Raw genomic sequence first — 21,991 nt, 5'->3', positions numbered from 1 at the left:
CGATGAGGCTGCGGCATCGCGACGGCACCGTCGTCCACCTCGGCTACGGCACCAACGTCCTGCCGGCCGAGGACGTCGACGGGCTGATCGCCCAGGTGAGCACGTACGGCGACCGGCTGCGCCAGCACCTCGGGACCGACCGCGTCGGGCTGGGGATGTGGCTCCCGGCCGCAGCCGCGCGACGTCTCGCGTCCGACCTCGACGCCGTCGCCCGGCTGCGCGAGGCGATCGACGCGCACGGCGTGGAGATCGTCACCCTCAACGCCTTCCCCTACGCCGCCTTCCAGGGCGACGTGGTCAAGAAGAAGGTCTACCACCCGACGTGGGCCGAGCGTGCCCGGCTCGACTACACCCTCGACGTGGCCCACGTGCTCGCCGCCCTGCTGCCCGAGGACGCCGCCCGCGGCAGCATCTCGACGCTCCCGCTCGCCTGGCGCGCGCCCTGGCTCGCCGACCGCCAGTCCCAGGCGGAGCTGCACCTCAAGGCCTTGGCCGAGGGGCTGGCCGAGGTCGAGGCGAAGACCGGGCGCACCGTACGGGTGGCCTTCGAGCCCGAGCCGGGCTGCGTGATCGAGTCGATCGCCGAGGCGGTCGACCGCCTGGACGCGGCCGACCGGCAGCGGCTCGGCGTCTGCCTGGACCTCTGCCACCTCGCCGTGGGGTTCGAGGACGCGACCGACGCGATCGCCCGCCTCGACGCCGCCGGCCTCGACGTCGTCAAGGTGCAGCCGGCCGCGGCCCTCGTCGTGGACGATCCGGCCGACCCGGACGCCCGCGCCGCGCTGACGTCGTACTCCGAGGACCGCTTCCTGCACCAGGTGCGCCAGCGCGTCGGCCAGCGGCTCGCGTCGCGCGACGACCTCCCCGAGGCGCTCGAGGGCCGCCGGCCGCTCGACGACCGCTCACCGTGGCGGGTGCACTTCCACGTGCCGGTCCACGCCGATCCCGCTCCTCCGCTGCGCAACAGCCGCGAGGACCTGCGTGCCTCGCTGGCCGCCCTCCTCGGCGGCGACACCGCCCGCGCCGACCACCTCGAGGTCGAGACCTACACCTGGTCCGTCCTGCCCGACGGCGCCCCCGCCGACGACGACGCCCTCGCCGCCGGGCTCGCCGCCGAGCTGGCGTGGGTGCGCGACGAGCTGGTCGGCCTCGGTCTCACCCCGCTCGACTGAACACTCCATCGTTCCCCCGCACCCAGGACAGGACAGGACGCCACCGTGGCCCACCCCAAGCTTCTCGTCGTCGACCTCGTCGGCCTCACCCCCGACCTGCTCCAGCACATGCCGCGGCTGCGCCGCCTCGCCGAGCAGGGGTCCCAGGCCACCCTCGAGCCGATCCTGCCCGCCGTGACGTGCTCGGTGCAGTCGACCTTCCTCACCGGCCTGCCGCCGTCGGGGCACGGCGCGGTGGGCAACGGGTGGTACTTCCGCGAGCTCGGCGAGGTGTTCCTGTGGCGCCAGCACAACAAGCTGGTCGAGGGCGAGAAGGTCTGGGAGACGATCCGACGCGAGCGCCCCGACTACACCGTCGCCAACGTCTGCTGGTGGTACGCCATGGGCGCCACCACCGACTACACCGTCACGCCGCGGCCGATCTACTACGCGGACGGCAAGAAGGCACCCGACTGCTACACCCGCCCGCCCGAGCTGCACGACGAGCTCGTCGGCGCCCTCGGCGAGTTCCCGCTGTTCACCTACTGGGGCCCCACCGCGGCGATCGCCTCGAGCGAGTGGATCATCGCCGCCACCCGGCGGCTCCTGCCGCGCAGCGACCTCACCCTCTGCTACGTCCCGCACCTCGACTACGACCTCCAGCGCTTCGGTCCCGACTCGCCCGAGGCGGTCAAGGCCGCCCGCGACGTCGACGCCGCGCTCGCGCCGCTCCTCGACGACGCCGAGCGGGCCGGCGCCACCACGCTGGTGCTCTCGGAGTACGGCATCACCGACGCCGACCAGCCCGTGGACGTCAACCGGATGCTGCGCCGCAGCGGGCTGCTCGAGGTCTACACCCAGGACGGCATGGAGTACCTCGACCCCTGGACCTCGCGGGCCTTCGCCGTCGCCGACCACCAGGTCGCCCACGTCTACGTCGACGACCCGGCCGACCTCGAGACGGTGCGCGCGCTGTGTGCCGACCTGCCCGGCGTCGACCAGGTGCTCGACCGCAGCGCGCAGGCGGCGTACGGCCTCGACCACGAGCGCTCCGGCGACCTGGTGCTCGTCGCGGACGAGACCGCGTGGTTCACCTACTACTACTGGCTCGACGACGCGCGGGCGCCCGACTTCGCCCGCGGCGTGGAGATCCACCGCAAGCCCGGCTACGACCCCGCCGAGCTGTTCTTCGACCCCGAGGACAAGGCGGTGAAGCTCAAGGCCGGACTCACCCTCGCCAAGAAGATGGCAGGGCTGCGCTACGCGATGAAGGTGGTGCCGCTCGACCCGTCGCCGGTGCGCGGCACCCACGGCCGGCTGCCGAAGGACCCCACGCTCGGCCCGATGCTCGTGTGCAGCACGCCGGGCGCTGTCACCGGCTCGGTGGCCGCCACGGACGTGCGCGACCTTATGCTGAGGCTCGCCGGCACGTCTTGACGTCAAGAAACCACCACCCCGGTGTGGCGGACGCGGAGCGGTCGGACCAGAATCTGGACATGCGCCTGGACCACGTCAGCTTCGCCGCCGGACCTGATGGACTCGCCAGCACCGCCCAGCGCATCGGGGGGCTGCTCGGCACGGAGTTCGTCGACGGAGGCGTGCACCCTCGCTTCGGAACCCGCAACATGATCCTCCCGCTGGCCGGCGGCACCTACGTGGAGGTGGTCGAGGTGCTCGACCACCCCGCCAGCGACAAAGCCCCCTTCGGCCAGGCCGTCCGCGCCCGCTCCGCACTGGGCGGGGGCTGGATGGGCTGGGTCGTCGCCGTCGACGACATCGCCCTCATCGAGTCCCGCCTGGGCCGCGAAGCGGTCAAGGGCAACCGGCACCGCCCCGACGGCACCGAGCTGCTGTGGCGCCAGATCGGCGTCAACGGCTTGATCTCCGACCCGCAGCTGCCGTTCTTCATCGAGTGGCACTCGCCGGCCGACCTGCACCCCAGCAGCGGCGCCACCGGCGAGTTCTCGCTGGCCTGCCTGGAGATCGCCGGTGACCCCCAGCGGGTCAGCGAGTGGCTCGGCGAGACCGTGGAGGCACCGCTGGAGGACGTCAAGGTCGAGTGGGTCGCCCCCAACGGCACCCCCGGCATCGTGGCGGTGCAGATCCAGACCCCGCAGGGCCTGGTCCGGATCTGAAGCCCCGGCCCTCCCCCAACATCTGGAACACCCCCGAGCTCTACGAGCTCGAGAACCGCGCTGCCGACCCGCACGGCCGCATCACCGCCGCCATGCGCGAGATCGGCGACTGGGCCGGGCGCATGATGCTCGACATCGGCTGCGGCAGCGGCTTCCACCTGCCGCTGTGGGCCGGCTCCGCGCAGCGGGTGGTCGGCGTGGAGCCGCACCCGCCCCTCGCGGCCCTCGCGCGCCGTCGTACGCGCGTGCTCGCCAACGTCACCGTTCTCGACGGGGCGGCCGAGGAGCTGCCCGTCCCGGACGCGTCGGTCGACGTCGCGCACGCGCGCTGGGCGTACTTCTTCGGGCCGGGTTGCGAGCCGGGCCTGCGTGAGCTGGACCGGGTCGTGCGCCGCGGTGGCACCGCGTTCGTGATCGACAACGACCCCACCCGCTCGACGTTCGGCGAGTGGTTCCGGCGCGGGTTCCCCGAGGTGGACCCGGACGCCGTCGAGCGCTTCTGGTCGATGCACGGCTGGCAGCGCCGACGCATCGACATGGGCTGGTCGTTCGCGTCCCGCACGGACCTCGAGGCCGTCGTCCGCATCGAGCTGCCGCCCGCGGCGGCCGAGCAGGCACTGGACTCGCACACCGGGACGTCGGTCGACTACGCCGTCAACCTCTGGTGGCGCCACTTCTAGCCGCTCCAGCCGCCGGGCGTCCCGGAGGGCCGGCGCTCACGGCTTCGGCAGGGGCTCCGGCTGGCTGGACTCGCGGATCGCCAGCGTCGGCTCGAGGAGCACGCCTCGCGACTCGACCGGCTGGTGCGACAGCAGCGCCCGCAGGCTGCGGACGATCTCGACCGCCACGTCCTCGAGCGGCTGGCGTACGGACGTGAGCCCCACCGGGTAGACCTGGGCCACCTGGGAGTCGTCGAAGCCGACCACCGCGATGTCCCGGCCCGGGGCGAGCTGGCGGATCCAGAGCGTGTGCAGCACGCCCATCGCCAGCGTGTCGGACGCGCAGACGAACGCGGTCGGGCGCGACTCGTCGAGGAGCACGGCCGCAGCCTCGGCGCCGCTGTGGACGACGTCCTCGACCCGCGACGCCAGGCCGGTCGTGGACAGGCCGTTCTCGTGCATCGTCGAGACCCAGCCCGAGCGGCGGTCCTCCCCGATCGGGGAGTCCTTGCGCCAGCCGATCCAGGCGATGCGGGTGTGGCCGCGGTCGATGAGGTGCTGGGTGGCGAGCCGGATGCCGGCCGCGCCGTCCACGTCGACCCACACGTGACGCGCCTGCTCGTCGTCCCACGGCCGGCCGAACGCGACGAACGGGGCCCGCTGCTGGCTCAGCCACGCCGCCTGCGGATTGCCGAGGTAGGTGTCGGTGACGACGAACGCGTCCACCGCGGTGGAGCGGAGCAGGTTGTCGTAGCCCCCGATCGGGTCCTCGTCGTCGCCGGGGAAGAGCAGGACGTGGTAGCCGGCCTCCTCGCTGGCCTCGACCAGCGAGTGCACGAAGCGGTCCATCGCCGCGTTGGCCGTGCCCTCCTGCATGGGCGTGAAACGCAGGCCGATGAGCGACGACGTACGGGTGCGCAGGTTGCGCGCCGCCCGGTTGGGCGAGTAGCCGAGCTCCGCGATCGTCTGCCGGACCCGCTCGAGGGTGTCGGGACGCAGCAGGTCGGGGTTGTTCACGGCGTTGGAGACGGTCTGTCGCGAGACCCCGGCGCGCTCCGCGACGTCGGCCAGGGTCGGCGGCGTGACGGGCAGCTGGCTGCCCGCCCGGTGGTCGCTGCGCCCCATGCGTTCCCTCCGCCTCGCCGCGACCGTCGTCTCCGGTGAGGCGATCGCGTTGCCGCAGCATAAGCCTTGCCCGTCGGCGAGGATGCCTGCCCGCCGGACGAGGTCCGGCGCGCTGCCCTGCCGGACCGCCGTCCCCAACGCCCGGTCGCTGTCCACAGGCTGCGACCGATCTCCACAGGATGCGAGGACGTTCTGTGGACAACGGTCCGTACGCACCTGCCTCTACCGGAGCCCGTCCCGCTCCGCACGGCGCCGTGGGCGTGCCGCCACGGGCGCTGTCGGTGCCCTCGCCTAGCGTGGCGAGCATGCCCGCCCCCGCCCGTCCCGCCAAGACCCGCCCCTCCTACCGCTGCTCCGAGTGCGGATGGGAGACGGGCAAGTGGGTCGGTCGCTGCGGCGAGTGCCAGGCCTGGGGATCAGTGGCGGAGGCCGGCGCGCCCGCCCTGCGCGCGGCGGCCGGTCCGGTGTCGACGCCGGCCGTCCCGATCGGTCAGGTCGCGATCACCGAGTCCGTCGCGCGCTCGAGCGGTGTGCCGGAGCTCGACCGCGTGCTCGGGGGCGGGCTGGTCCCCGGCGCGGCGATCCTGCTGGCCGGTGAGCCCGGGGTCGGCAAGAGCACGCTGCTGCTCGAGGTGGCCGCGCAGACCGCGCGCGTGCACCAGCGCACGCTCTACGTCACCGGCGAGGAGTCGGCGGCCCAGGTGCGGCTGCGCGCCGACCGCACCGGCGGGGTCCACGACGAGCTGTTCCTGGCCGCGGAGACCGACCTGGGCGCCGTGCTCACGCACATCGAGGAGGTGCGGCCCACGCTCCTGGTGGTCGACTCGATCCAGACGATCGGCGCCTCCGGCATCGACGGGGTCCCCGGCGGCGTCACGCAGGTCAAGGAGGTCGCCGCCGCACTCATCCGCGTCGCCAAGACGCGCAACATCACGACCGTGCTGGTGGGCCACGTGACCAAGGACGGCTCCATCGCGGGACCGCGCGTGCTGGAGCACCTCGTCGACGTGGTCCTGCACTTCGAGGGCGAGCGCAACTCGCGCTTCCGGATGGTCCGGGCGATGAAGAACCGCTACGGCCCGGTCGACGAGGTCGGGTGCTTCGACCTGTCCTCCGAGGGGATCTCGGCCGTCACCGACCCGACGGGTCTGTTCGTCGAGCACCACACCCAGGACGTCTCCGGCACCTGCGTCGCGGTCACGATGGAGGGACGCCGGCCGCTGCTGGCGGAGGTGCAGGCGCTGCTGTCGCCCTCGCCCCTCGAGCGCCCGCGCCGCACCGTCTCCGGCGTGGAGTCCTCGCGCGTCGACATCGTCCTCGCGGTCCTGCAGCGCCACGCCCGCCTGCGCATCGCGGGCAGCGACACCTTCGTCGCCACCGTCGGCGGCGCCCGGTTGCACGATCCCGCCGCGGACCTCGCCGTCGCCGTCGCCGTCGCCAGCTCCCACCTCGGCGTGCCGCCGCCGCGCGGCGCGGTGGCCATCGGCGAGATCGGGCTGGCGGGCGAGCTGCGACGCGTGCGCGACCTGCCCCAGCGCATCGCCGAGGCGGCCCGGCTGGGCTTCAAGGTGGCCGTCGTGCCCCGCGGACGCAGCCTCGCCGGCGAGCGCGGCATTCCCACCCGGCGGATGGTCGACGGGCTCCGCGTGATCGAGGTCGACGACATCGTCGGGGCGCTGCTCACCCTCGAGCTCACGCCTCCGCTCTGACCTGCCGGCGTCCGCAACGACAATGGATCGGTGGATCGGGCCCTGACGCCCCTACACTTCACCCGACGGCGCACGGGCGGCCGCCGAGGAGCACGTGGAGGACCGGGTGGCAGACCGCATCGACGAGCAGCTGAGGCTGCGCGCCACTCTCGCCTCCATCGCGCCCGGCACGCCGCTGCGCGACGGCCTGGAGCGGATCCTGCGCGGTCGCACCGGGGCCCTGATCGTGCTGGGCCAGGACAGGACCGTCGACTCGATCTCCACCGGCGGCTTCACGCTGGACGTGCCGTTCAGCGCCACCGGTCTGCGTGAGCTGGCGAAGATGGACGGCGCGATCATCCTCGACAAGGACATCACCCGCGTGCACCGCGCCGCGGTCCACCTGATGCCCGACCACACGATCCCGTCGGAGGAGACCGGCACGCGCCACCGCACCGCCGAGCGCGTCGCCAAGCAGACCGGGCACCCGGTCATCTCGGTGTCGCAGTCGATGCAGATCATCGCGGCGTACGTCGGCGACATCCGGCACGTGCTCGAGGACTCCGGCAAGATCCTGTCGCGTGCCAACCAGGCGCTGGCGACGCTGGAGCGCTACAAGCTCCGCCTCGACGAGGTGTCCGCGACGCTGTCAGCCCTGGAGATCGAGGACCTGGTCACCGTGCGCGACGTCGCCGTGGTCGCCCAGCGCCTGGAGATGGTCATCCGCATCGCCCGGGAGATCGAGGACTACGTCCTGGAGCTGGGCACCGACGGCCGCCTGCTCTCCCTCCAGCTCGAGGAGCTCGTCACGGGCGTGGACGCCGAGCGCGAGCTCGTCGTGCGCGACTACCTGCCGGGCGGCAAGCGCCGCCAGGCCAGCCCGGAGTCCCACTTGGCCGAGCTCGAGGGGTTGCTGCCGACCGAGCTGGTCGACCCGGCTGCGGTCGCCCGCGCCATCGGTCTCGGCGGCGCCGAGCACCTCGACGCGGCCGTCGCGCCCCGGGGCTACCGGCTCCTCGCCAAGGTCCCTCGCCTGCCGGCGGCGGTCGTCGACCGCCTCGTCGACCACTTCGGTGGCCTGCAGCAGCTCCTCTCGGCCGGCATCGAGGACCTTCAGGCCGTGGACGGCGTCGGCGAGCTCCGCGCCCGCAGCGTCCGCGAGGGCCTGTCCCGCCTCGCCGAGTCCAGCATCACCGAGCGCTACATCTGACCTTCTCGGGCCGGCCGCGCGTCCCCCGAGCGGTGCGTGAGCCACATGGCGAGCCTGGTGGATGTGGCTGAGCCACCGCCACACCGGCCGCTGTCGTACGAACACCCCCAGCGGTGCGCCAGCCACATCCCGAGCCCCGGACATGTGGCTCAGCCACCGCCACACCGGCCACGGCGCGTACTTCCGCCCAGCGGTGCGCCAGCCACATCCCGAGCCGCGTGAATGTGGCTGAGCCACCGCCACGCCCGGCCACCGCCGTACGAACACCCCTCAGCGGTGCGCCAGCCACATCCCGAGCCCCGGACATGTGGCTCAGCCACCGCCACACCCGGACACGGCCGTACGAACACCCCTCAGCGGTGCGCCAACGACATCCCGAGCCCGGGGAATGTCGCTCACTCACCGCCCCCACGAGGGCGCGCGCGGAATCACCCCGCGCTGTTGCCGTTGCCGTCCTCGCCGGGTACGTGCGCGGTGTCGCCGTTCGTGCCGCGGGACTTCCCGCCCGACGCCCCGTCGGACGCCCCGCCCTGCGGCTGCGGGTCGGCGGTCTTGGTGACGACGCCCGGCTGCGGCGCGACCAGCTCGAACTGCACGTCCGTCGGCTCGCCACCGAGCGCGGCCGCCTGGACGTGGTAGAAGCCGGGCATGGCCCAGGCGGCGAAGCGGGAGCAGGTCTCGTCGGAGCGCCGCCCCGACCAGGTGACCACGACAGGCGTGTCGACGCCTTGTCGCACCACGAGGTCCTGGACCGGGATCGCGGCCGGGCACTCGCGCGTGCTCCAGATGAAGTCGCTGCCGGACGTGATGGTGACCGTCATGGACTCGGGCGACGCCTGCCACGTGCAGGCCTCGGTGACGGCGGTGCGCAGGTTGATGGTGATCGGGATGTCGGCGCCGCCGGGGACCGAGGTGATCGCCGGGGTCGCGACGATGTCGGAGTCCGCGCAGGGACCCGACGGCTCGGCCAGGACGGGCTCGGGGGGAGCGACCTCCTGCTGCTGGCCACCCTTGCCGGCGGGCACCTCGGCGGTCGGCCCGGCGGAGGGGGCCGTCGTCGTGACGGTGGCGCCGGCCTGCGTGGCCCGGTCGCCGGCTGCCTCCCGGCCCTCGGAGGTCCCGCCGAGGACCCGAGCGAGCACGACCACGAGCAGCAGGGGGACGCCGAGCACGACGAGGCGACGGGTCCAGTAGACCCGGGCCGGGAGCGGCCCACGAGGTCGTACGGTCGTCGGCATGGGGTCAGGGTAGGCAGCGGCGGACCGGTCTCGGGGGAGGCGCACCGGCTCACCTACGATCGCCCGCGATGGACGCCCCCGACCCCACCGTGCTGCACGAGCGCGTGCTCGACTGGTACGACGAGCACGCCCGGGACCTGCCCTGGCGGCGCCCGGAGGCCACGCCGTGGTCGGTCATGGTCAGCGAGCTCATGCTGCAGCAGACGCCTGTCGTCCGCGTGCTGCCTGTGCACGCCGCCTGGCTCGAGCGTTGGCCGACGCCCACCGCCCTCGCGTCCGCACCCACCGGCGAAGCCGTACGCATGTGGGGCCGGCTCGGCTACCCGCGCCGGGCACTGCGCCTGCACGCCGCGGCCACCGTCATCGTGGAGCGTCACGGCGGCGAGGTGCCGGCGGCCTACGACGACCTGCTCGCCCTGCCGGGAGTCGGCGACTACACCGCTGCCGCGATCGCCAGCTTCGCGTTCGGCCGGCGCCACGTCGTCCTCGACACCAACGTACGGCGCGTCCTGGCGCGGGCCGTGTCCGGGCGGGAGCTGCCCCCGCCCGCCGTCACGCGTGCCGAGCGGGACGTGGCGACGAGCCTGCTGCCCGACGATCCCGCCACCGCCGCGACCTGGGCGGTCGCGACGATGGAGCTGGGCGCGCTCGTCTGCACGGCGCGCCAGCCCGCCTGCGACGCCTGCCCCGTCGCCGACCTGTGCGCATGGCGCCTCGCCGGCTTCCCGGCGTACGACGGACCGCCGCGGCGCGGGCAGGCGTGGGCCGGGACCGACCGCCAGTGCCGCGGCCGGATCATGGCGCTGGCCCGGGAGACCCAGGGGTCCGTCGGCCGCGACCGCATCGAGGCGGCGTGGCCGGGCGCCGAGCAGCGGGAGAGGTGCCTGGCCGGGCTGGTGGCCGACGGCCTCCTGACGCAGGTCACCCCGGGGCGCTGGGCGCTCCCGGGGTGACCAGGTGAGGCGGGCTCGCCTCGTGAACTCAGGCCTGGATCAGGCCTCGTTGGCCTTCGGCACGTCCGTGGGACCGGCCGTGTCGTCCGGGCCCTCGAGCGGAACGCCCTCGGCGTCGACCGTCTCCAGCGGAGGCATGTCGGGCACCGTGGAGTTCTTCTGGCCACGGAAGGTGAACCTCGCGCCGGGGCCCTCGCCCTCGACGTCGACCAGCACGATCTGGCCGGGGCCCACCTCGCCGAACAGCATCTTCTCGGCCAGCACGTCCTCGATCTCGCGCTGCACCGTGCGACGCAGCGGCCGGGCACCGAGCACCGGGTCGAAGCCGCGCTCGGCCAGGAGGTCCTTGGCCGACTGGGTGAGCTCGAGGGACATGTCGCGGTCCTTGAGCCGCAGCTCCACCGCGTCGACCATGTTGTCGACCATCGCGATGATCTGCTCGCGCGAGAGCGGCGGGAAGACGACGATCTCGTCGACACGGTTGAGGAACTCGGGGCGGAAGTGCTGCTTGAGCTCCTCCGAGACCTTGCTCTTCATCCGGTCGTAGGAGCCGGCGGCGTCGCCGGTCTGACCGAAGCCGAGGTTGACGCTCTTGGAGATGTCGCGCGTGCCGAGGTTGGTGGTCATGATGATGACGGTGTTCTTGAAGTCGACCACCCGACCCTGCGAATCGGTCAGGCGTCCCTCCTCGAGGATCTGCAACAGGCTGTTGAAGATGTCGGGGTGGGCCTTCTCGACCTCGTCGAACAGCACGACCGAGAACGGCTTGCGGCGCACCTTCTCGGTGAGCTGGCCGCCCTCCTCGTAGCCGACGTATCCGGGCGGCGAGCCGAACAGGCGCGAGACCGTGTGCTTCTCGGAGAACTCGCTCATGTCGAGCTGGATGAGCGCGTCCTCGTCACCGAAGAGGAACTCGGCGAGCGTCTTGGACAGCCACGTCTTGCCGACGCCCGAGGGCCCGGCGAAGATGAACGAGCCACCGGGGCGCTTGGGGTCCTTGAGGCCGGCACGCGTACGACGGATGGCCCGGCTGAGCGCCTTGACGGCCTCCTCCTGGCCGATGACGCGCTTGTGCAGCTCGTCCTCCATCTTGAGCAGCCGGGTGGACTCCTCCTCGGAGAGCTTGACGATCGGGATGCCCGTGGCCACGGCCAGGACCTCGGCGATCAGCTCCTCGTCGACCTCGGCGATCTCGTCGAGGTCACCGGCGCGCCACTGCTTCTCGCGCTCGGCACGGCGGGCGGCGAGCTGCTTCTCCTCGTCGCGCAGGCGGGCCGCGGCCTCGAAGTCCTGCCCGTCGATCGCCGCCTCCTTGCGGTGGCGCACGTCGGCGATCTTCTCGTCGTACTCGCGCAGGTCCGGCGGCGCGGTCATCCGGCGGATGCGCAGTCGCGAACCGGCCTCGTCGATGAGGTCGATGGCCTTGTCCGGCAGGAACCGGTCGGAGATGTAGCGGTCGGCCAGGGTCGCGGCCGAGACGAGCGCCTCGTCGGTGATGGTCACCCGGTGGTGCGCCTCGTAGCGGTCGCGCAGGCCTTTGAGCATCTCGATGGTGTGCGCGATCGAGGGCTCCTGCACCTGGATCGGCTGGAAGCGGCGCTCGAGGGCCGCGTCCTTCTCGAGGTACTTGCGGTACTCGTCGAGCGTGGTGGCACCGATGGTCTGCAGCTCGCCGCGGGCGAGCATCGGCTTGAGGATGCTGGCGGCGTCGATGGCGCCCTCGGCTGCACCGGCACCGACGAGGGTGTGGATCTCGTCGATGAACAGCACGATGTCCCCGCGGGTGCGGATCTCCTTGAGCACCTTCTTGAGGCGCTCCTCGAAGTCACCGCGGTAGCGCGAGCCGGCGACCAGCGCACCGAGGTCGAGGGTGTAGATCTGCTTGTCCTTGAGCGTCTCGGGCACGTTGCCCTTGACGATGTCCTGCGCCAGGCCGGCCACGATCGTGGTCTTGCCGACGCCCGGCTCGCCGATCAGCACGGGGTTGTTCTTCGTGCGGCGCGACAGGATCTGCATCACGCGCTCGATCTCCTGCTCGCGCCCGATGACCGGGTCGAGCTTGCCCTCGCGGGCGGCCTGGGTGAGGTTCTGCCCGAACTGGTCGAGGACCAGCGAGCTCGAGGGAGCCTCGCCGCTGGAGCCGGCGGTCTGGGCGCCGGCGGTCGCCGACTCCTTGCCCTGGAACCCGCTGAGCAGCTGGATGACCTGCTGGCGGACCCGGTTGAGGTCGGCGCCGAGCTTCTGCAGCACCTGGGCGGCGACGCCCTCGCCCTCGCGGATCAGGCCGAGCAGGATGTGCTCGGTGCCGATGTAGGAGTGGCCGAGCTGGAGCGCCTCGCGCAGCGAGAGCTCGAGCACCTTCTTGGCGCGGGGCGTGAAGGGGATGTGGCCCGACGGCGCCTGCTGGCCCTGGCCGATGATCTCCTCGACCTGGGCGCGCACGGCCTCCAGGGAGATGTCGAGGGACTCCAGCGCCTTCGCGGCGACGCCTTCGCCCTCGTGGATGAGGCCGAGCAGGATGTGCTCGGTCCCGATGTAGTTGTGGGAGAGCATGCGGGCCTCTTCCTGGGCCAGCACGACAACTCTCCGGGCTCGGTCGGTGAACCGCTCGAACATGTGCGCTCCTCTACGTCTGCGTGATCCGCCGGCCTCCCACCGGGGCGGGACTGCGGACACTGGGCTCAACGCCCGCCATCAGCCTACGTGTTCCCCTCTCGATGACGAGGGCGTCCGCTGACAGCGAACGTCGGTCCACCCATTGGGCGGGTCGCCACAAAGTCAAGTAAGTAACTATTGTTATTGTCCTCGGGCTCGTGCTCCTGCCACCTGAAGGACCTCCGTTGAGCATCACCTCGACCGTCCAGCGCGCCCCCGCGCCGGACCTCACGGCCGCCGACACCCGTCGCCGGGCCGCGCGCCGCACCCGCGTACGCCGTCTCGCGCTGCACGCCGCGACGTTCGCGCTGCTCCTCGCCACCTGGTGGCTGGTCACCCGCACCGGTCTCGTACGTCCCCTGTTCCTGCCGTCGCCCGGAGCCGTCTGGGACGCGTTCGTGCGCGCCAACTCCGACCACCCGGTCAGCGCCGGCTCGAGCCGGGTCGTGCGCGGCGAGCAGAACTACTACCTGTGGGAGCACCTGCTGGCGAGCCTGCAGCGCATCGCCGCGGGGGTGGGGGGCGGCATCGCCGTGGGTGTCCCCCTCGGGTTGGTCATGGGCACGACGTTCCTCGGCACGCTGCTCGAGCCGTACCTCAACTTCCTGCGCTCGCTCCCCCCACTGGCCTACATCGGCCTGCTGATCGTGTGGTTCGGCATCGGCGACACCTCCAAGGTGTGGCTGTTGTTCCTGGCCGCCTTCCCGCCGATCACGATGGCGACGATGGCCAGCGTCCGCGGCGTGCGGGAGGACCAGGTCAACGCCGCCCTCAGCCTCGGCGCGCGCCGCGTGCAGACCGTGTGGGCGGTGGTCCTGCCCTCGACGCTGCCCGACGTCCTCACCGGCATCCGGGTGGCCACCGGCTTCGCCTGGACGACGGTGGTGGCCGCGGAGATCGCCAACGGCATCCCGGGCATCGGCGGGCTCGCCTACCTCGCCGGCGAGCAGCTGCGCAGCGACCTGGTCGTCGCCTGCATCTTCGTCATCGGCCTCGCCGCCATCGTCCTCGACCTCGGCCTCAAGTCGCTCGAACGGGCTCTCGTCCCGTGGCGCGGCAAGGCCTGAGCCGCATCCCGACCGCAACCCCTCGCGCGCCCCCCACCTCGTAACGCCCCCGCCACCGAACCAGGAGATCAGATGCACCACCGCACCCTCGCCGCCGCCGCGACCGCAGCATGCCTCGCCCTGGGGGTGTCCGGCTGTGTCGAGTCCGGCCGCACCGCCACGACTGCCCCGGCCGAGGGCTCGGCGTGCCCGTGGACGCCGGAGGAGTCCATCGACACCACCGCCCGGATCGCCTGGCAGCCCATCCCCAACGCCGACGTCGTCGTCAAGGACCTCGGCCTGCTCGAGGCGTGCATGCCCAACGCCGACATCAGCTGGGTCCAGGCCGCGTCCGGCGGCGACGTGGTGGCGTACTACGGCGCCGGCGAGGTCGACCTCGGCCTGATGGGCTCGTCCCCGGCCACCATCGCCTCCTCCGCCCCGACCAACGCCGACGTCGACCTCGACGTGGTGTGGATCCACGACGTCATCGGCGACGCGGAGTCGCTCGTCGCCAAGGACCCGGCCGTCACCGACCTCGAGGGCCTGCGCGGCGGAACCATCGCAGTGCCGTTCAGCAGCACCGCGCACTACTCGCTCCTGCAGGCGCTCCTCGACGCCGGACTCGACCCCGACAAGGACGTCAAGGTCATCAACCTCGACCCCGAGAAGATGGCCGGCGCCTGGCAGGGCGACCAGATCGACGCCGCCTGGGTCTGGGACCCGACCCAGAGCCAGCTCATCGAGGACGGCGGCACGCGCATCCTCTCCAGCGCCGACACGGCCGAGGCCGGGCGACCGACGTTCGACGTGGGCACGGTCGACGCCGAGTTCGCCGCCCAGAACACCGAGTTCATGGAGCAGTGGGCCAAGGTGCAGGACCATGCCGTGACGATGATCCAGGACGACCCGCAGACCGCCGCCGAGTCGGTCGCGGTCGTGCTGGGCATCGACCCCGAGGACGTCCTCCCGCAGTTCGAGGGACTCACCTTCCTCGACGCCGCCACCCAGGCCGGGCCGGACTACCTCGGTGGCAAGCTCGCCGAGGACCTCCGCACCACGGCCTCCTTCCTGCTCGAGCAGGGCGGCATCGACGCGGTGGGCACGGCCCAGGACTACGCCGGGCACGTCGACGCCGGGCCGGCCGCGTCGGTGGGCCGGTGAGCGCCGTCGGCGGACACGACCGGGGCATCGCCCTCGCCGGGGTCTCCAAGAGCTTCGACGTCGGAGGCGAGTCGCTGCCGGCGCTCGCCCCCACCACCCTCGACATCGCTCCCGGCGAGTTCGTCACCCTCGCGGGGCCGTCCGGGTGCGGCAAGACGACGCTGCTACGGATCCTGGCCGGCTTCACCGTGCCGAGCGAAGGAACCGTCACGGTCTCCGGGGAGCCCGTCCGTGGTCCGGGGCACGAGCGCGGCGTGGTCTTCCAACAGCCCACCCTCTTCCCCTGGATGAGCGTGCGGCGCAACGTCGAGGTGGGCCCGCGCTTCCAGGGGGTCCCGGCGGCCGAGCGGCGGGCCCGGGTCGACCGCTACCTCGACATGGTGGGCCTGGCAGCCTTCGGCGAGCACCGCCCCTACGAGCTGTCCGGCGGCATGCAGCAGCGCTGCCAGATCGCCCGCGTGCTGGCCGGCGACCCCGACATCGTGCTGATGGACGAGCCGTTCGGCGCCCTGGACGCCCTGACCCGCGAGCGGCTCCAGGGCGAGCTGCTGCAGATCTGGCGCGAGACCGGGAAGACCGTGCTGTTCATCACCCACAGCGTGGACGAGGCGGTCTACCTCGGCTCGCGGGTCCTGGTGATGAGCCCGCGGCCGGGCCGCATCGTCTTCGACGCACCGGCACGCTTCGGCCGAGCGGGCGAGCGGGTGCCCGTCGAGGAGATCCGCTCGCTGCCGGAGTACGCCGACCTCACCTCGCAGGTGCGCCGGGCGATCCACGCCGACGTCGCGTGAGGGGCAGGTCCCTCACGCCACGCTGGCCGGGTCAGTGGGCGGCGTCGTAGGCCTGCTGCACCTCGGCGGAGATCCGGCCGCGCTCGGAGACCTCCATGCCCTGCTCCTTGGCCCACTCGCGCACGTCCTTGGTGTTCGACGACGAGGAGCCGCTCGTGGAACCCGACGAACGGCGAGCGCCGCGACGCGAGCCGCCGGCGACCTTGCGCGCGTGGCCGACGTAGCCGCTGAGCGCCTCACGCAGCGCGGCCGCGTTGGCGTCGTTGAGGTCGATCTCGTAGGTCGTCCCGTCGAGGCCGAACGTGACGGTCTCGGTGGCCTCGGTGCCGTCGAGGTCGTCGACGAGGACGATGTTGACCTTCTGCGCCATGGTAATTCCTTCGCATTCTCTGCATTCGGGGGAAAGAGCTGGAATGCATTGTTGCAGGAATGCAATTTGACGGCCAAAAGGCGTCACGAATTGCGTTCGAAGACCAATCGCAAACCGTGCAGGGTCAGCCACGGAGAATGCACGGTGAAACAGCCGCAGTCGTCGAGCAGGAGCGGCGCGAGGTGGCCGGTCGAGATCACCGCCACGTCCTCGGCAGGGACGTCGAGCTCCTCGATCATCCTGGCCACCAGGCCCTCCACCTGCGCGGCGACGCCGAAAAGCATCCCGCTCTGCAGCGCCTCGACGGTGTTCTTGGCGATCACCGACCGCGGGCGGGCGAGCTCGACCTTGCGCAGCTGCGCACCGCGGCGCCCGAGCGCGTCGAGGGAGATCTCGACCCCCGGCACGATCGCGCCGCCGACGTACTGGCCCCTGGCGTTGACCACGTCGAACGTCGTCGCGGTGCCGAAGTCGACGACGATGGCCGGACCGCCGTGCAGCGCGGCCGCGGCGAGGGCGTTGACGATCCGGTCCGCGCCGACCTCGCGCGGGTTGTCCGTCAGCACCGCGATCCCGGTGCGCACACCCGGCTCGACCACGATCGCGGGCACGTGCGCGAGGTGACGCTCGAGCATCTCGCGCCACTCGTGCAGGACGGCCGGCACCGTCGAGCAGACTGCGACCCCCTCGACGTCGTCGACGCGGTCGGCCAGGAGTCCGCGCAGGAGCAGCGACCACTCGTCGGCCGTGCGCCGCTCGTCGGTGGCCAGCCGCCAGTGACCGGTGACGTCCTCCCCGTCGAGCAGGCCGAGGAAGGTGTGGGTGTTGCGGATGTCGACCGCCAGCAGGCTCATCCGAGCAGGTCCATCCCGAGGTCGAACACCCGCACCGAGTGGGTGAGCGCCCCGACCGACACGAAGTCGACCCCCGTCGCACCGATCCGCGCCGCGCGCTCGAGGGTGATGCCGCCGCTCGCCTCGAGGGGCACCCGCCCGGCCGTACGCCGCACCGCCTCGGTCATCAGCTCGTCGCTCATGTTGTCGAGCAGGATCCGCTCCGGAGGCGCGGGCAGCGCCAGCAGCTCGTCGAGCTGGTCGAGGGTGGTGACCTCCACCTCGACCGGCAGTCCCGGGTGGGCGGACCGGATGGCGGCCAGCGCCGGCAGCACCCCGCCGGCCGCGACGACGTGGTTGTCCTTGACCATCGCCATGTCGGTGAGCCCGAAGCGGTGGTTGACCCCGCCGCCGCAGCGCACGGCGTACTTCTGCAGCGCGCGCAGGCCCGGCAGCGTCTTGCGGGTGTCGAGCACCCGGGTCGGCGAGCCGGCGAGCGCCTCGACCCACTGCGCGGTGGCGGTGGCGACGCCGGAGAGGTGGCAGGCGAGGTTGAGCGCGGTGCGCTCGGCGACGAGCAGCTGGCGGGTGCGGCCGGCGACGCGCATGACGACGTCGCCCTGCTCCACGCGCGTGCCGTCGGGGACGCGGTCGGTGATCGTGGCGTCGGCGCCGACCATGGAGAACGCCACCGCGGCAACGGCGAGGCCGGCGACCACGCCCGGTTCGCGCGCGGCGACGACCGCCTCGCCCCGCGCGTCGACGGGGATGGTGGCGGAGCTGGTCGGGTCGTCCGCCCACGCCGGGGTCAGGTCCTCCGACAGCGCGCGGCTGACGACGTCCCAGACGTGCTCGGGGTCGAGTCCGGCCGCGGTCAGGTCGTCGAGGACGTCGGGTGGGACGTCGCGCAGACTCGTCATGCGGGCACCTCCGTGGTGGAAGGGTCGGTGGAGGGGGCGTACGTCCACTCGGCGCGGACGGCGCCGTCGACGTCGAGCCAGGTGTCGACGTGCCCGGCGCGCGACTCGTCGCGGTCGGGGAAGTCCTCGCGCCAGTGCGACCCGCGGGTCTCCGTGCGCATCGCCGCCGCCTCGGCGAGCGCGGTGCTGACGGTCAGCACGTTGCTCGTCTCCCAGGCGGCCGGCCCCACCTCGGCGTCCGCGCGGTCGAGGGCGCCCAGGAGGTCCAGCGCCTCCGCGAGGCCGTCGGCCTCGCGCAGCACGCCCGCACGACGGGTCATCACCTCCTGGATCGCGCGGCGATCCCCGCCGCCCACCAGGGCGGCGGGGCGGGGGTCCGCCACAGGGTCGCTCCAGTCGCGCAGCTCGCCGGGCAGCACGTCGGCGATCCGCCGCGAGAACACGAGCCCCTCGAGCAGCGAGTTCGACGCCAGGCGGTTGGCGCCGTGCACGCCCGAGCACGCCACCTCACCCGTCGCGTAGAGACCGGGCACGGTCGTACGGCCCCACAGGTCGGTGGCGACGCCGCCGGAGACGTAGTGCTGGGCGGGCGCGACCGGGATCAGCTCGGTCGCCGGGTCCACGCCGTGCCGGCGGCACACGCCCAGGATGGTGGGGAACCGCCTGCGCCAGAACGCCTCGCCGAGGTGGCGCGCGTCGAGCCACACGTGCGGCTGACCGGTCTCGGTCATCCGGCGGGTGATGGCCTTGGCGACCACGTCGCGCGGAGCGAGGTCGGCCAGCTCGTGCTCGCCGCGCATGAAGCGGCGTCCGTCGTGGTCGACGAGGAAGGCACCCTCGCCGCGCACGGCCTCGGAGATGAGCGGCTGCTGCCCCTGCGAGTCCGGTCCCAGCCACATCACCGTCGGGTGGAACTGGACGAACTCGAGGTCGCGCAGCCGGGCACCCGCGCGCAGCGCCAGCGCCATCCCGTCACCCGTGGACACGCTCGGGTTGGTCGACTGGCTGAACACCTGGCCGAGCCCGCCCGAGGCCAGCACGACCGCGCGGCAGTGCACCGCACCGACGCCGTCGCGCCGACCCTCGCCCAGCACGTGGAGGGTGAGTCCGGCGACGCCTCCGTCGGCGGCGCGCAGCAGGTCGACGGCGAGCGCGTGCTCGACGACCTCGATCTCGGGTGCGCGCTCGACGGCTGCGATGAGCGCGCGCTGGATCTCCGCACCCGTGGCGTCACCGCCGGCGTGCGCGATCCGGTCGCGGTGGTGCCCGCCCTCGCGGGTCAGCGAGAGCTCGCCGTCGGGGTGCAGGTCGAACTCGGTGCCGAGCGCGATCAGCTCGTGCACCGCGGCGGGACCCTCGGTCACGAGGACCCGCACGGCGTCGACGTCGCAGGCGCCCGCCCCCGCGACCAGGGTGTCGCGCTGGTGCTGCTCGGGTGTGTCCCCGGGGCCCAGCGCCGCGGCGATGCCGCCCTGAGCCCACTGCGTGGAGCCTGCCGCCAGGACGTCCTTGGTGACCACGATGAGGCGCAGGGACGGATCGGCGGCATGGATGCGGAGCGCGGCGGTGAGCCCGGCGATGCCGGAGCCCACCACCACGACGTCGGCGCGGATCGTCCAACCGGGGGCCGGCGCGCGGAGGCGTCCCGGGACCGGCCGGCGTGCAGTCATCCGCGCAGGCTAGCGAGTCACGACGTCGCCACGCGTCAGCGCCTCGTCGCCGAACGTCTCCGCCGGGTCGAAACCGGTGCCCATCACCTTGTTGTCGGCGTCGACGAAGACGACGTGCGGCTTGAGCTCCCTGGCCTCGGCGGTGTCCATCTGGCCGTAGCCGATGAGGATGACCGTGTCGCCGGGGTGCACCAGCCGGGCCGCCGCGCCGTTGATGCCGATGACGCCGGAGCCTCGCTCGCCGGCGATGGTGTACGTCTCGAGGCGGGCGCCGTTGGTGACGTCGACGATGTGGACGAGCTCGCCGGCCAGCAGGTCCGCGGCGTCGAGCAGGTCCTCGTCGACGGTGACGGAGCCGACGTAGTGCAGGTCGGCCTGGGTCACCGTGGCGCGGTGGATCTTGGACTTCATCATGGTGCGCAGCACGGGCTGCTCCTTTCAGGGGGTGGTCGAGGCCGCTGGAGCGGTCCCCGCCTGCTCGGCCGGTGGGACCCGGTCGAAGGTGATCGGCATGTTGTCGATCAGGCGTGTGGCGCCGACCCGGGCGGCCACCAGGATCCGGCCCTCGCCGGTCTCCGGTGCGTCGCCGAGGTCGGGCGAGGTGAGCGCGAGGTAGTCGAGCTCGATGCCCGGCTCGGCCTTGAGGACCGACATCGCGGCCCACCGCGCGGCGGGCACGCCGTACGGTGCGCGCTCCTGCGCCGCGCGCAGCGCCCGGCTCAGCGTCACCGCAGCCTGCCGCTCGCCGGCGTCGAGGTAGCGGTTGCGGCTGGACAGTGCCAGGCCGTCAGCCTCGCGGACGGTCTCGGCGCCGACGACGTCTACGCCGAGACAGAGGTCGCGGACCATCCGGCGGATCAGCGTGAGCTGTTGGTAGTCCTTCTCGCCGAACACCGCGACGTCGGGGCGGACCAGGCCGAACAGCTTGGCGACCACGGTGAGCACCCCGTCGAAGTGGCCGGGCCGCGAGGCGCCCTCGAGGATCGTGGCGAGGGCACCGGGGGCGACGGTGACGCCGTCGTGGACCGAGTCGTGGCGGAAGCCGCCGGGGTACATCTCCTCGACGGCCGGGGCGAAGACGACGTCCACGCCCTCCGCCGCGCACACCTGGAGGTCGGCGTCGAGGGTGCGCGGGTAGCGGTCGAGGTCCTCGCCGGGCGCGAACTGCATCGGGTTGACGAAGATGCTGACCACGAGCGGGCCGTCGGTGTTCGCGCGGGCAGTGCGCATCAGGCTGGCGTGGCCCTCGTGCAGGGCGCCCATCGTCGGCACGAGCGCGATGCGCTCACCTGAGCGGCGCGCGTCGGCGAGCAGGCCGGACAGCTCCTCGCGGGTCGACGCGAGGACGGGGCTGGAGGTCATCGGGGCGCGTCGCCCGTCCGGGCGGAGGGAGGTCCGGGCACCGGACCGGCCCCGACCGACGCCTCGGCGGCGGCGAGCACCTGCAGCATCTTCGAGGCCCGGATCGGCAGCAGCCGACCGTCGGTGACGGCCCGGTCGAGCGTGGCGTGCGCCATCGCGACGTACGACGGCAGCGTCTGCGGCGCGTCGGCCACCAGGCCGGCGACGTGGGCGCGCACCGTCTCGACGTCCCCACGCACGATGGGACCGGTCAGGGCCGCGTCGCCATGCTGCAGCGAGTTGTCCAGGGCGGCGGTCAGCAGCGGGCGCAAGGTCGCGGCGGGGTCCTCGGCGCCCGCGGCCGACAGGATCTCCATCGCCTCGGCCACGAGGGTGACGAGGTGGTTGGCGCCGTGCGCCAGGCCGGCGTGGTACAGCGTGCGGCGCTCCTCCGGCACCCACATCGCGCGACCGCCCAGGTCGGCGACCAGCTGCTCGGTGAGCGCACGGTCGACGTCGTCGGTGGTGACGCCGAAGACGCAGCCGGACAGCCGCGGCAGGTCGACCGCGGTGCCCGTGAAGGTCATCGCCGGGTGCACTGCGACGGTGTGCGCGCCGGCGGCACGGGCCGGGGCCAGGACGGCGAGCCCGTGGCGCCCGCTGGTGTGCACCACGACCTGGCCCTCGTGGATCGCGCCGCTCGCGGACAGCATGGTGACGACGTTGTCGAGCATGTCGTCGGGCACCGTCAGCAGCAGCAGGTCGCAGGCGCGGGCCACGTCGGTGGGCTTGGCGACGCGCACGCCGGGCAGCAGCGCCTCGATGCGCGAGCGGGACGCGTCGGACTCGCCGGCGGCGGCCACGACCTCGTGCCCGGCGGCACGCAGCGCAGCAGCCAGGACCGCGCCCACGCGGCCGGCTCCGACCACGCCGATGGACAGCTTCGTCATGTCGACCTCTTCGTTTCAGTCCCTCGCGGGTACCGATCTACTGCGATCTACCGTGCTCAACGCGAGCCTACGCCCGCCGATTCCGCGGCGGA

The 21,991-nt window shown here is 72.8% G+C and carries 20 protein-coding genes; 10 read left to right on the top strand and 10 right to left on the bottom strand.

Annotated features, from left to right (window positions below):
• The first annotated feature begins 2 nt into the window (after nucleotides 1-2).
• The 4 genes from eboE to J3P41_RS08845 all read left to right on the top strand — a co-directional run bounded on the left by eboE (nucleotide 3) and on the right by J3P41_RS08845 (nucleotide 3,966).
• Complete coding sequence (gene eboE, locus J3P41_RS08860) at nucleotides 3-1,172, top strand: metabolite traffic protein EboE (RefSeq protein ID WP_210649962.1); 1,170 nt, start codon at nucleotides 3-5, stop codon at nucleotides 1,170-1,172.
• Between the two features lie 45 nt (nucleotides 1,173-1,217).
• Nucleotides 1,218-2,588: an alkaline phosphatase family protein gene (locus J3P41_RS08855; RefSeq protein ID WP_210649961.1), complete on the top strand. Its 1,371-nt coding sequence runs from the start codon at nucleotides 1,218-1,220 to the stop codon at nucleotides 2,586-2,588.
• 59 nt (nucleotides 2,589-2,647) lie between these two features.
• Nucleotides 2,648-3,286: a VOC family protein gene (locus J3P41_RS08850; RefSeq protein WP_210649960.1), complete on the top strand. Its 639-nt coding sequence runs from the start codon at nucleotides 2,648-2,650 to the stop codon at nucleotides 3,284-3,286.
• Nucleotides 3,287-3,378: 92 nt separating this feature from the next.
• On the top strand, nucleotides 3,379-3,966 hold the full coding sequence (locus J3P41_RS08845; RefSeq protein ID WP_210649959.1) for a class I SAM-dependent methyltransferase: 588 nt from the start codon (nucleotides 3,379-3,381) through the stop codon (nucleotides 3,964-3,966).
• Between the two features lie 36 nt (nucleotides 3,967-4,002).
• Here the strand turns inward: J3P41_RS08845 and J3P41_RS08840 are convergent, their stop codons facing one another.
• Complete coding sequence (locus J3P41_RS08840; RefSeq protein WP_210649958.1) at nucleotides 4,003-5,070, bottom strand: LacI family DNA-binding transcriptional regulator; 1,068 nt, start codon at nucleotides 5,068-5,070, stop codon at nucleotides 4,003-4,005.
• A 305-nt stretch (nucleotides 5,071-5,375) separates the two neighbouring features.
• On the opposite strand from J3P41_RS08840, the gene radA reads away from it, so the two are divergent.
• Together radA and disA are read left to right on the top strand one after the other, a co-directional pair.
• Nucleotides 5,376-6,779, top strand: a complete 1,404-nt coding sequence (gene radA, locus J3P41_RS08835; protein WP_210649957.1) for a DNA repair protein RadA — start codon at nucleotides 5,376-5,378, stop codon at nucleotides 6,777-6,779.
• A 106-nt stretch (nucleotides 6,780-6,885) separates the two neighbouring features.
• Complete coding sequence (gene disA / locus J3P41_RS08830; RefSeq protein ID WP_307861903.1) at nucleotides 6,886-7,968, top strand: DNA integrity scanning diadenylate cyclase DisA; 1,083 nt, start codon at nucleotides 6,886-6,888, stop codon at nucleotides 7,966-7,968.
• A gap of 428 nt (nucleotides 7,969-8,396) precedes the next feature.
• Here the strand turns inward: disA and J3P41_RS08825 are convergent, their stop codons facing one another.
• Nucleotides 8,397-9,206 carry a hypothetical protein gene (locus J3P41_RS08825; protein ID WP_210649955.1) on the bottom strand — a complete coding sequence of 270 codons (810 nt, stop codon included), beginning with the start codon at nucleotides 9,204-9,206 and terminating at the stop codon, nucleotides 8,397-8,399.
• Between the two features lie 68 nt (nucleotides 9,207-9,274).
• Between J3P41_RS08825 and J3P41_RS08820 the strand changes: the two genes are divergently transcribed.
• The gene (locus J3P41_RS08820) at nucleotides 9,275-10,159 is read left to right on the top strand and encodes an A/G-specific adenine glycosylase (protein ID WP_210649954.1); all 885 of its coding nucleotides are present in this window, start codon (nucleotides 9,275-9,277) and stop codon (nucleotides 10,157-10,159) included.
• 39 nt (nucleotides 10,160-10,198) lie between these two features.
• Here the strand turns inward: J3P41_RS08820 and J3P41_RS08815 are convergent, their stop codons facing one another.
• On the bottom strand, nucleotides 10,199-12,775 hold the full coding sequence (locus J3P41_RS08815) for an ATP-dependent Clp protease ATP-binding subunit (protein ID WP_210649953.1): 2,577 nt from the start codon (nucleotides 12,773-12,775) through the stop codon (nucleotides 10,199-10,201).
• A 224-nt stretch (nucleotides 12,776-12,999) separates the two neighbouring features.
• On the opposite strand from J3P41_RS08815, the gene J3P41_RS08810 reads away from it, so the two are divergent.
• From J3P41_RS08810 to J3P41_RS08800, 3 genes are all read left to right on the top strand, one after another.
• Nucleotides 13,000-13,881 (top strand): ABC transporter permease, encoded by an 882-nt coding sequence (locus J3P41_RS08810; RefSeq protein ID WP_210649952.1) that lies wholly within the window; start codon nucleotides 13,000-13,002, stop codon nucleotides 13,879-13,881.
• 72 nt (nucleotides 13,882-13,953) lie between these two features.
• Entirely contained in the window at nucleotides 13,954-15,024 is a 1,071-nt protein-coding gene (locus tag J3P41_RS08805) for an ABC transporter substrate-binding protein (RefSeq protein WP_210649951.1), read from the top strand.
• Nucleotides 15,021-15,815, top strand: coding sequence for an ABC transporter ATP-binding protein (locus J3P41_RS08800; RefSeq protein WP_210649950.1), 795 nt, complete (start codon nucleotides 15,021-15,023; stop codon nucleotides 15,813-15,815). Before J3P41_RS08805 ends, J3P41_RS08800 begins: the two co-directional genes overlap by 4 nt.
• A gap of 31 nt (nucleotides 15,816-15,846) precedes the next feature.
• Here the strand turns inward: J3P41_RS08800 and J3P41_RS08795 are convergent, their stop codons facing one another.
• The 7 genes from J3P41_RS08795 to J3P41_RS08765 all read right to left on the bottom strand — a co-directional run bounded on the left by J3P41_RS08795 (nucleotide 15,847) and on the right by J3P41_RS08765 (nucleotide 21,899).
• The gene (locus J3P41_RS08795) at nucleotides 15,847-16,185 is read right to left on the bottom strand and encodes an Lsr2 family protein (RefSeq protein ID WP_210649949.1); all 339 of its coding nucleotides are present in this window, start codon (nucleotides 16,183-16,185) and stop codon (nucleotides 15,847-15,849) included.
• Nucleotides 16,186-16,268: 83 nt separating this feature from the next.
• Nucleotides 16,269-17,039 carry a type III pantothenate kinase gene (locus J3P41_RS08790; RefSeq protein ID WP_210649948.1) on the bottom strand — a complete coding sequence of 257 codons (771 nt, stop codon included), beginning with the start codon at nucleotides 17,037-17,039 and terminating at the stop codon, nucleotides 16,269-16,271.
• Nucleotides 17,036-17,938 (bottom strand): carboxylating nicotinate-nucleotide diphosphorylase, encoded by a 903-nt coding sequence (gene nadC, locus J3P41_RS08785; protein WP_210649947.1) that lies wholly within the window; start codon nucleotides 17,936-17,938, stop codon nucleotides 17,036-17,038. The genes J3P41_RS08790 and nadC overlap by 4 nt, the downstream gene beginning before the upstream one ends.
• Nucleotides 17,935-19,608, bottom strand: coding sequence for an L-aspartate oxidase (locus J3P41_RS08780; RefSeq protein WP_210649946.1), 1,674 nt, complete (start codon nucleotides 19,606-19,608; stop codon nucleotides 17,935-17,937). The genes nadC and J3P41_RS08780 overlap by 4 nt, the downstream gene beginning before the upstream one ends.
• A gap of 9 nt (nucleotides 19,609-19,617) precedes the next feature.
• On the bottom strand, nucleotides 19,618-20,022 hold the full coding sequence (panD, locus tag J3P41_RS08775) for an aspartate 1-decarboxylase (RefSeq protein ID WP_246861999.1): 405 nt from the start codon (nucleotides 20,020-20,022) through the stop codon (nucleotides 19,618-19,620).
• Nucleotides 20,023-20,046: 24 nt separating this feature from the next.
• Nucleotides 20,047-20,970, bottom strand: coding sequence for a pantoate--beta-alanine ligase (gene panC / locus J3P41_RS08770; protein WP_210649944.1), 924 nt, complete (start codon nucleotides 20,968-20,970; stop codon nucleotides 20,047-20,049).
• Nucleotides 20,967-21,899, bottom strand: coding sequence for a Rossmann-like and DUF2520 domain-containing protein (locus J3P41_RS08765; protein WP_210649943.1), 933 nt, complete (start codon nucleotides 21,897-21,899; stop codon nucleotides 20,967-20,969). The genes panC and J3P41_RS08765 overlap by 4 nt, the downstream gene beginning before the upstream one ends.
• Nucleotides 21,900-21,991: the final 92 nt, after the last annotated feature.

Origin of the sequence: Nocardioides sp. SYSU D00065, assembly GCF_017916425.1 — a bacterium.
In the GTDB taxonomy this organism is placed as follows: Bacteria; Actinomycetota; Actinomycetes; order Propionibacteriales; family Nocardioidaceae; genus Nocardioides.
Note: the sequence above shows the minus strand (reverse complement) of the source record. Positions and strands in the feature narration are given on the sequence as shown.

Bases quoted from the DNA above. Each gene is read 5' to 3' on its own strand.
- eboE (WP_210649962.1), top strand. From the start codon at position 3: ATGAGGCTGCGGCATCGCGACGGCACCGTCGTCCACCTCGGCTACGGC.
- J3P41_RS08850 (WP_210649960.1), top strand. From the start codon at position 2,648: ATGCGCCTGGACCACGTCAGCTTCGCCGCCGGACCTGATGGACTCGCC.
- J3P41_RS08845 (WP_210649959.1), top strand. From the start codon at position 3,379: ATGCGCGAGATCGGCGACTGGGCCGGGCGCATGATGCTCGACATCGGC.
- J3P41_RS08840 (WP_210649958.1), bottom strand. From the start codon at position 5,070: ATGGGGCGCAGCGACCACCGGGCGGGCAGCCAGCTGCCCGTCACGCCG.
- radA (WP_210649957.1), top strand. From the start codon at position 5,376: ATGCCCGCCCCCGCCCGTCCCGCCAAGACCCGCCCCTCCTACCGCTGC.
- J3P41_RS08825 (WP_210649955.1), bottom strand. From the start codon at position 9,206: ATGCCGACGACCGTACGACCTCGTGGGCCGCTCCCGGCCCGGGTCTAC.
- J3P41_RS08820 (WP_210649954.1), top strand. From the start codon at position 9,275: ATGGACGCCCCCGACCCCACCGTGCTGCACGAGCGCGTGCTCGACTGG.
- J3P41_RS08815 (WP_210649953.1), bottom strand. From the start codon at position 12,775: ATGTTCGAGCGGTTCACCGACCGAGCCCGGAGAGTTGTCGTGCTGGCC.
- J3P41_RS08805 (WP_210649951.1), top strand. From the start codon at position 13,954: ATGCACCACCGCACCCTCGCCGCCGCCGCGACCGCAGCATGCCTCGCC.
- J3P41_RS08795 (WP_210649949.1), bottom strand. From the start codon at position 16,185: ATGGCGCAGAAGGTCAACATCGTCCTCGTCGACGACCTCGACGGCACC.
- J3P41_RS08790 (WP_210649948.1), bottom strand. From the start codon at position 17,039: ATGAGCCTGCTGGCGGTCGACATCCGCAACACCCACACCTTCCTCGGC.
- nadC (WP_210649947.1), bottom strand. From the start codon at position 17,938: ATGACGAGTCTGCGCGACGTCCCACCCGACGTCCTCGACGACCTGACC.
- J3P41_RS08780 (WP_210649946.1), bottom strand. From the start codon at position 19,608: ATGACTGCACGCCGGCCGGTCCCGGGACGCCTCCGCGCGCCGGCCCCC.
- panD (WP_246861999.1), bottom strand. From the start codon at position 20,022: ATGATGAAGTCCAAGATCCACCGCGCCACGGTGACCCAGGCCGACCTG.
- panC (WP_210649944.1), bottom strand. From the start codon at position 20,970: ATGACCTCCAGCCCCGTCCTCGCGTCGACCCGCGAGGAGCTGTCCGGC.
- J3P41_RS08765 (WP_210649943.1), bottom strand. From the start codon at position 21,899: ATGACGAAGCTGTCCATCGGCGTGGTCGGAGCCGGCCGCGTGGGCGCG.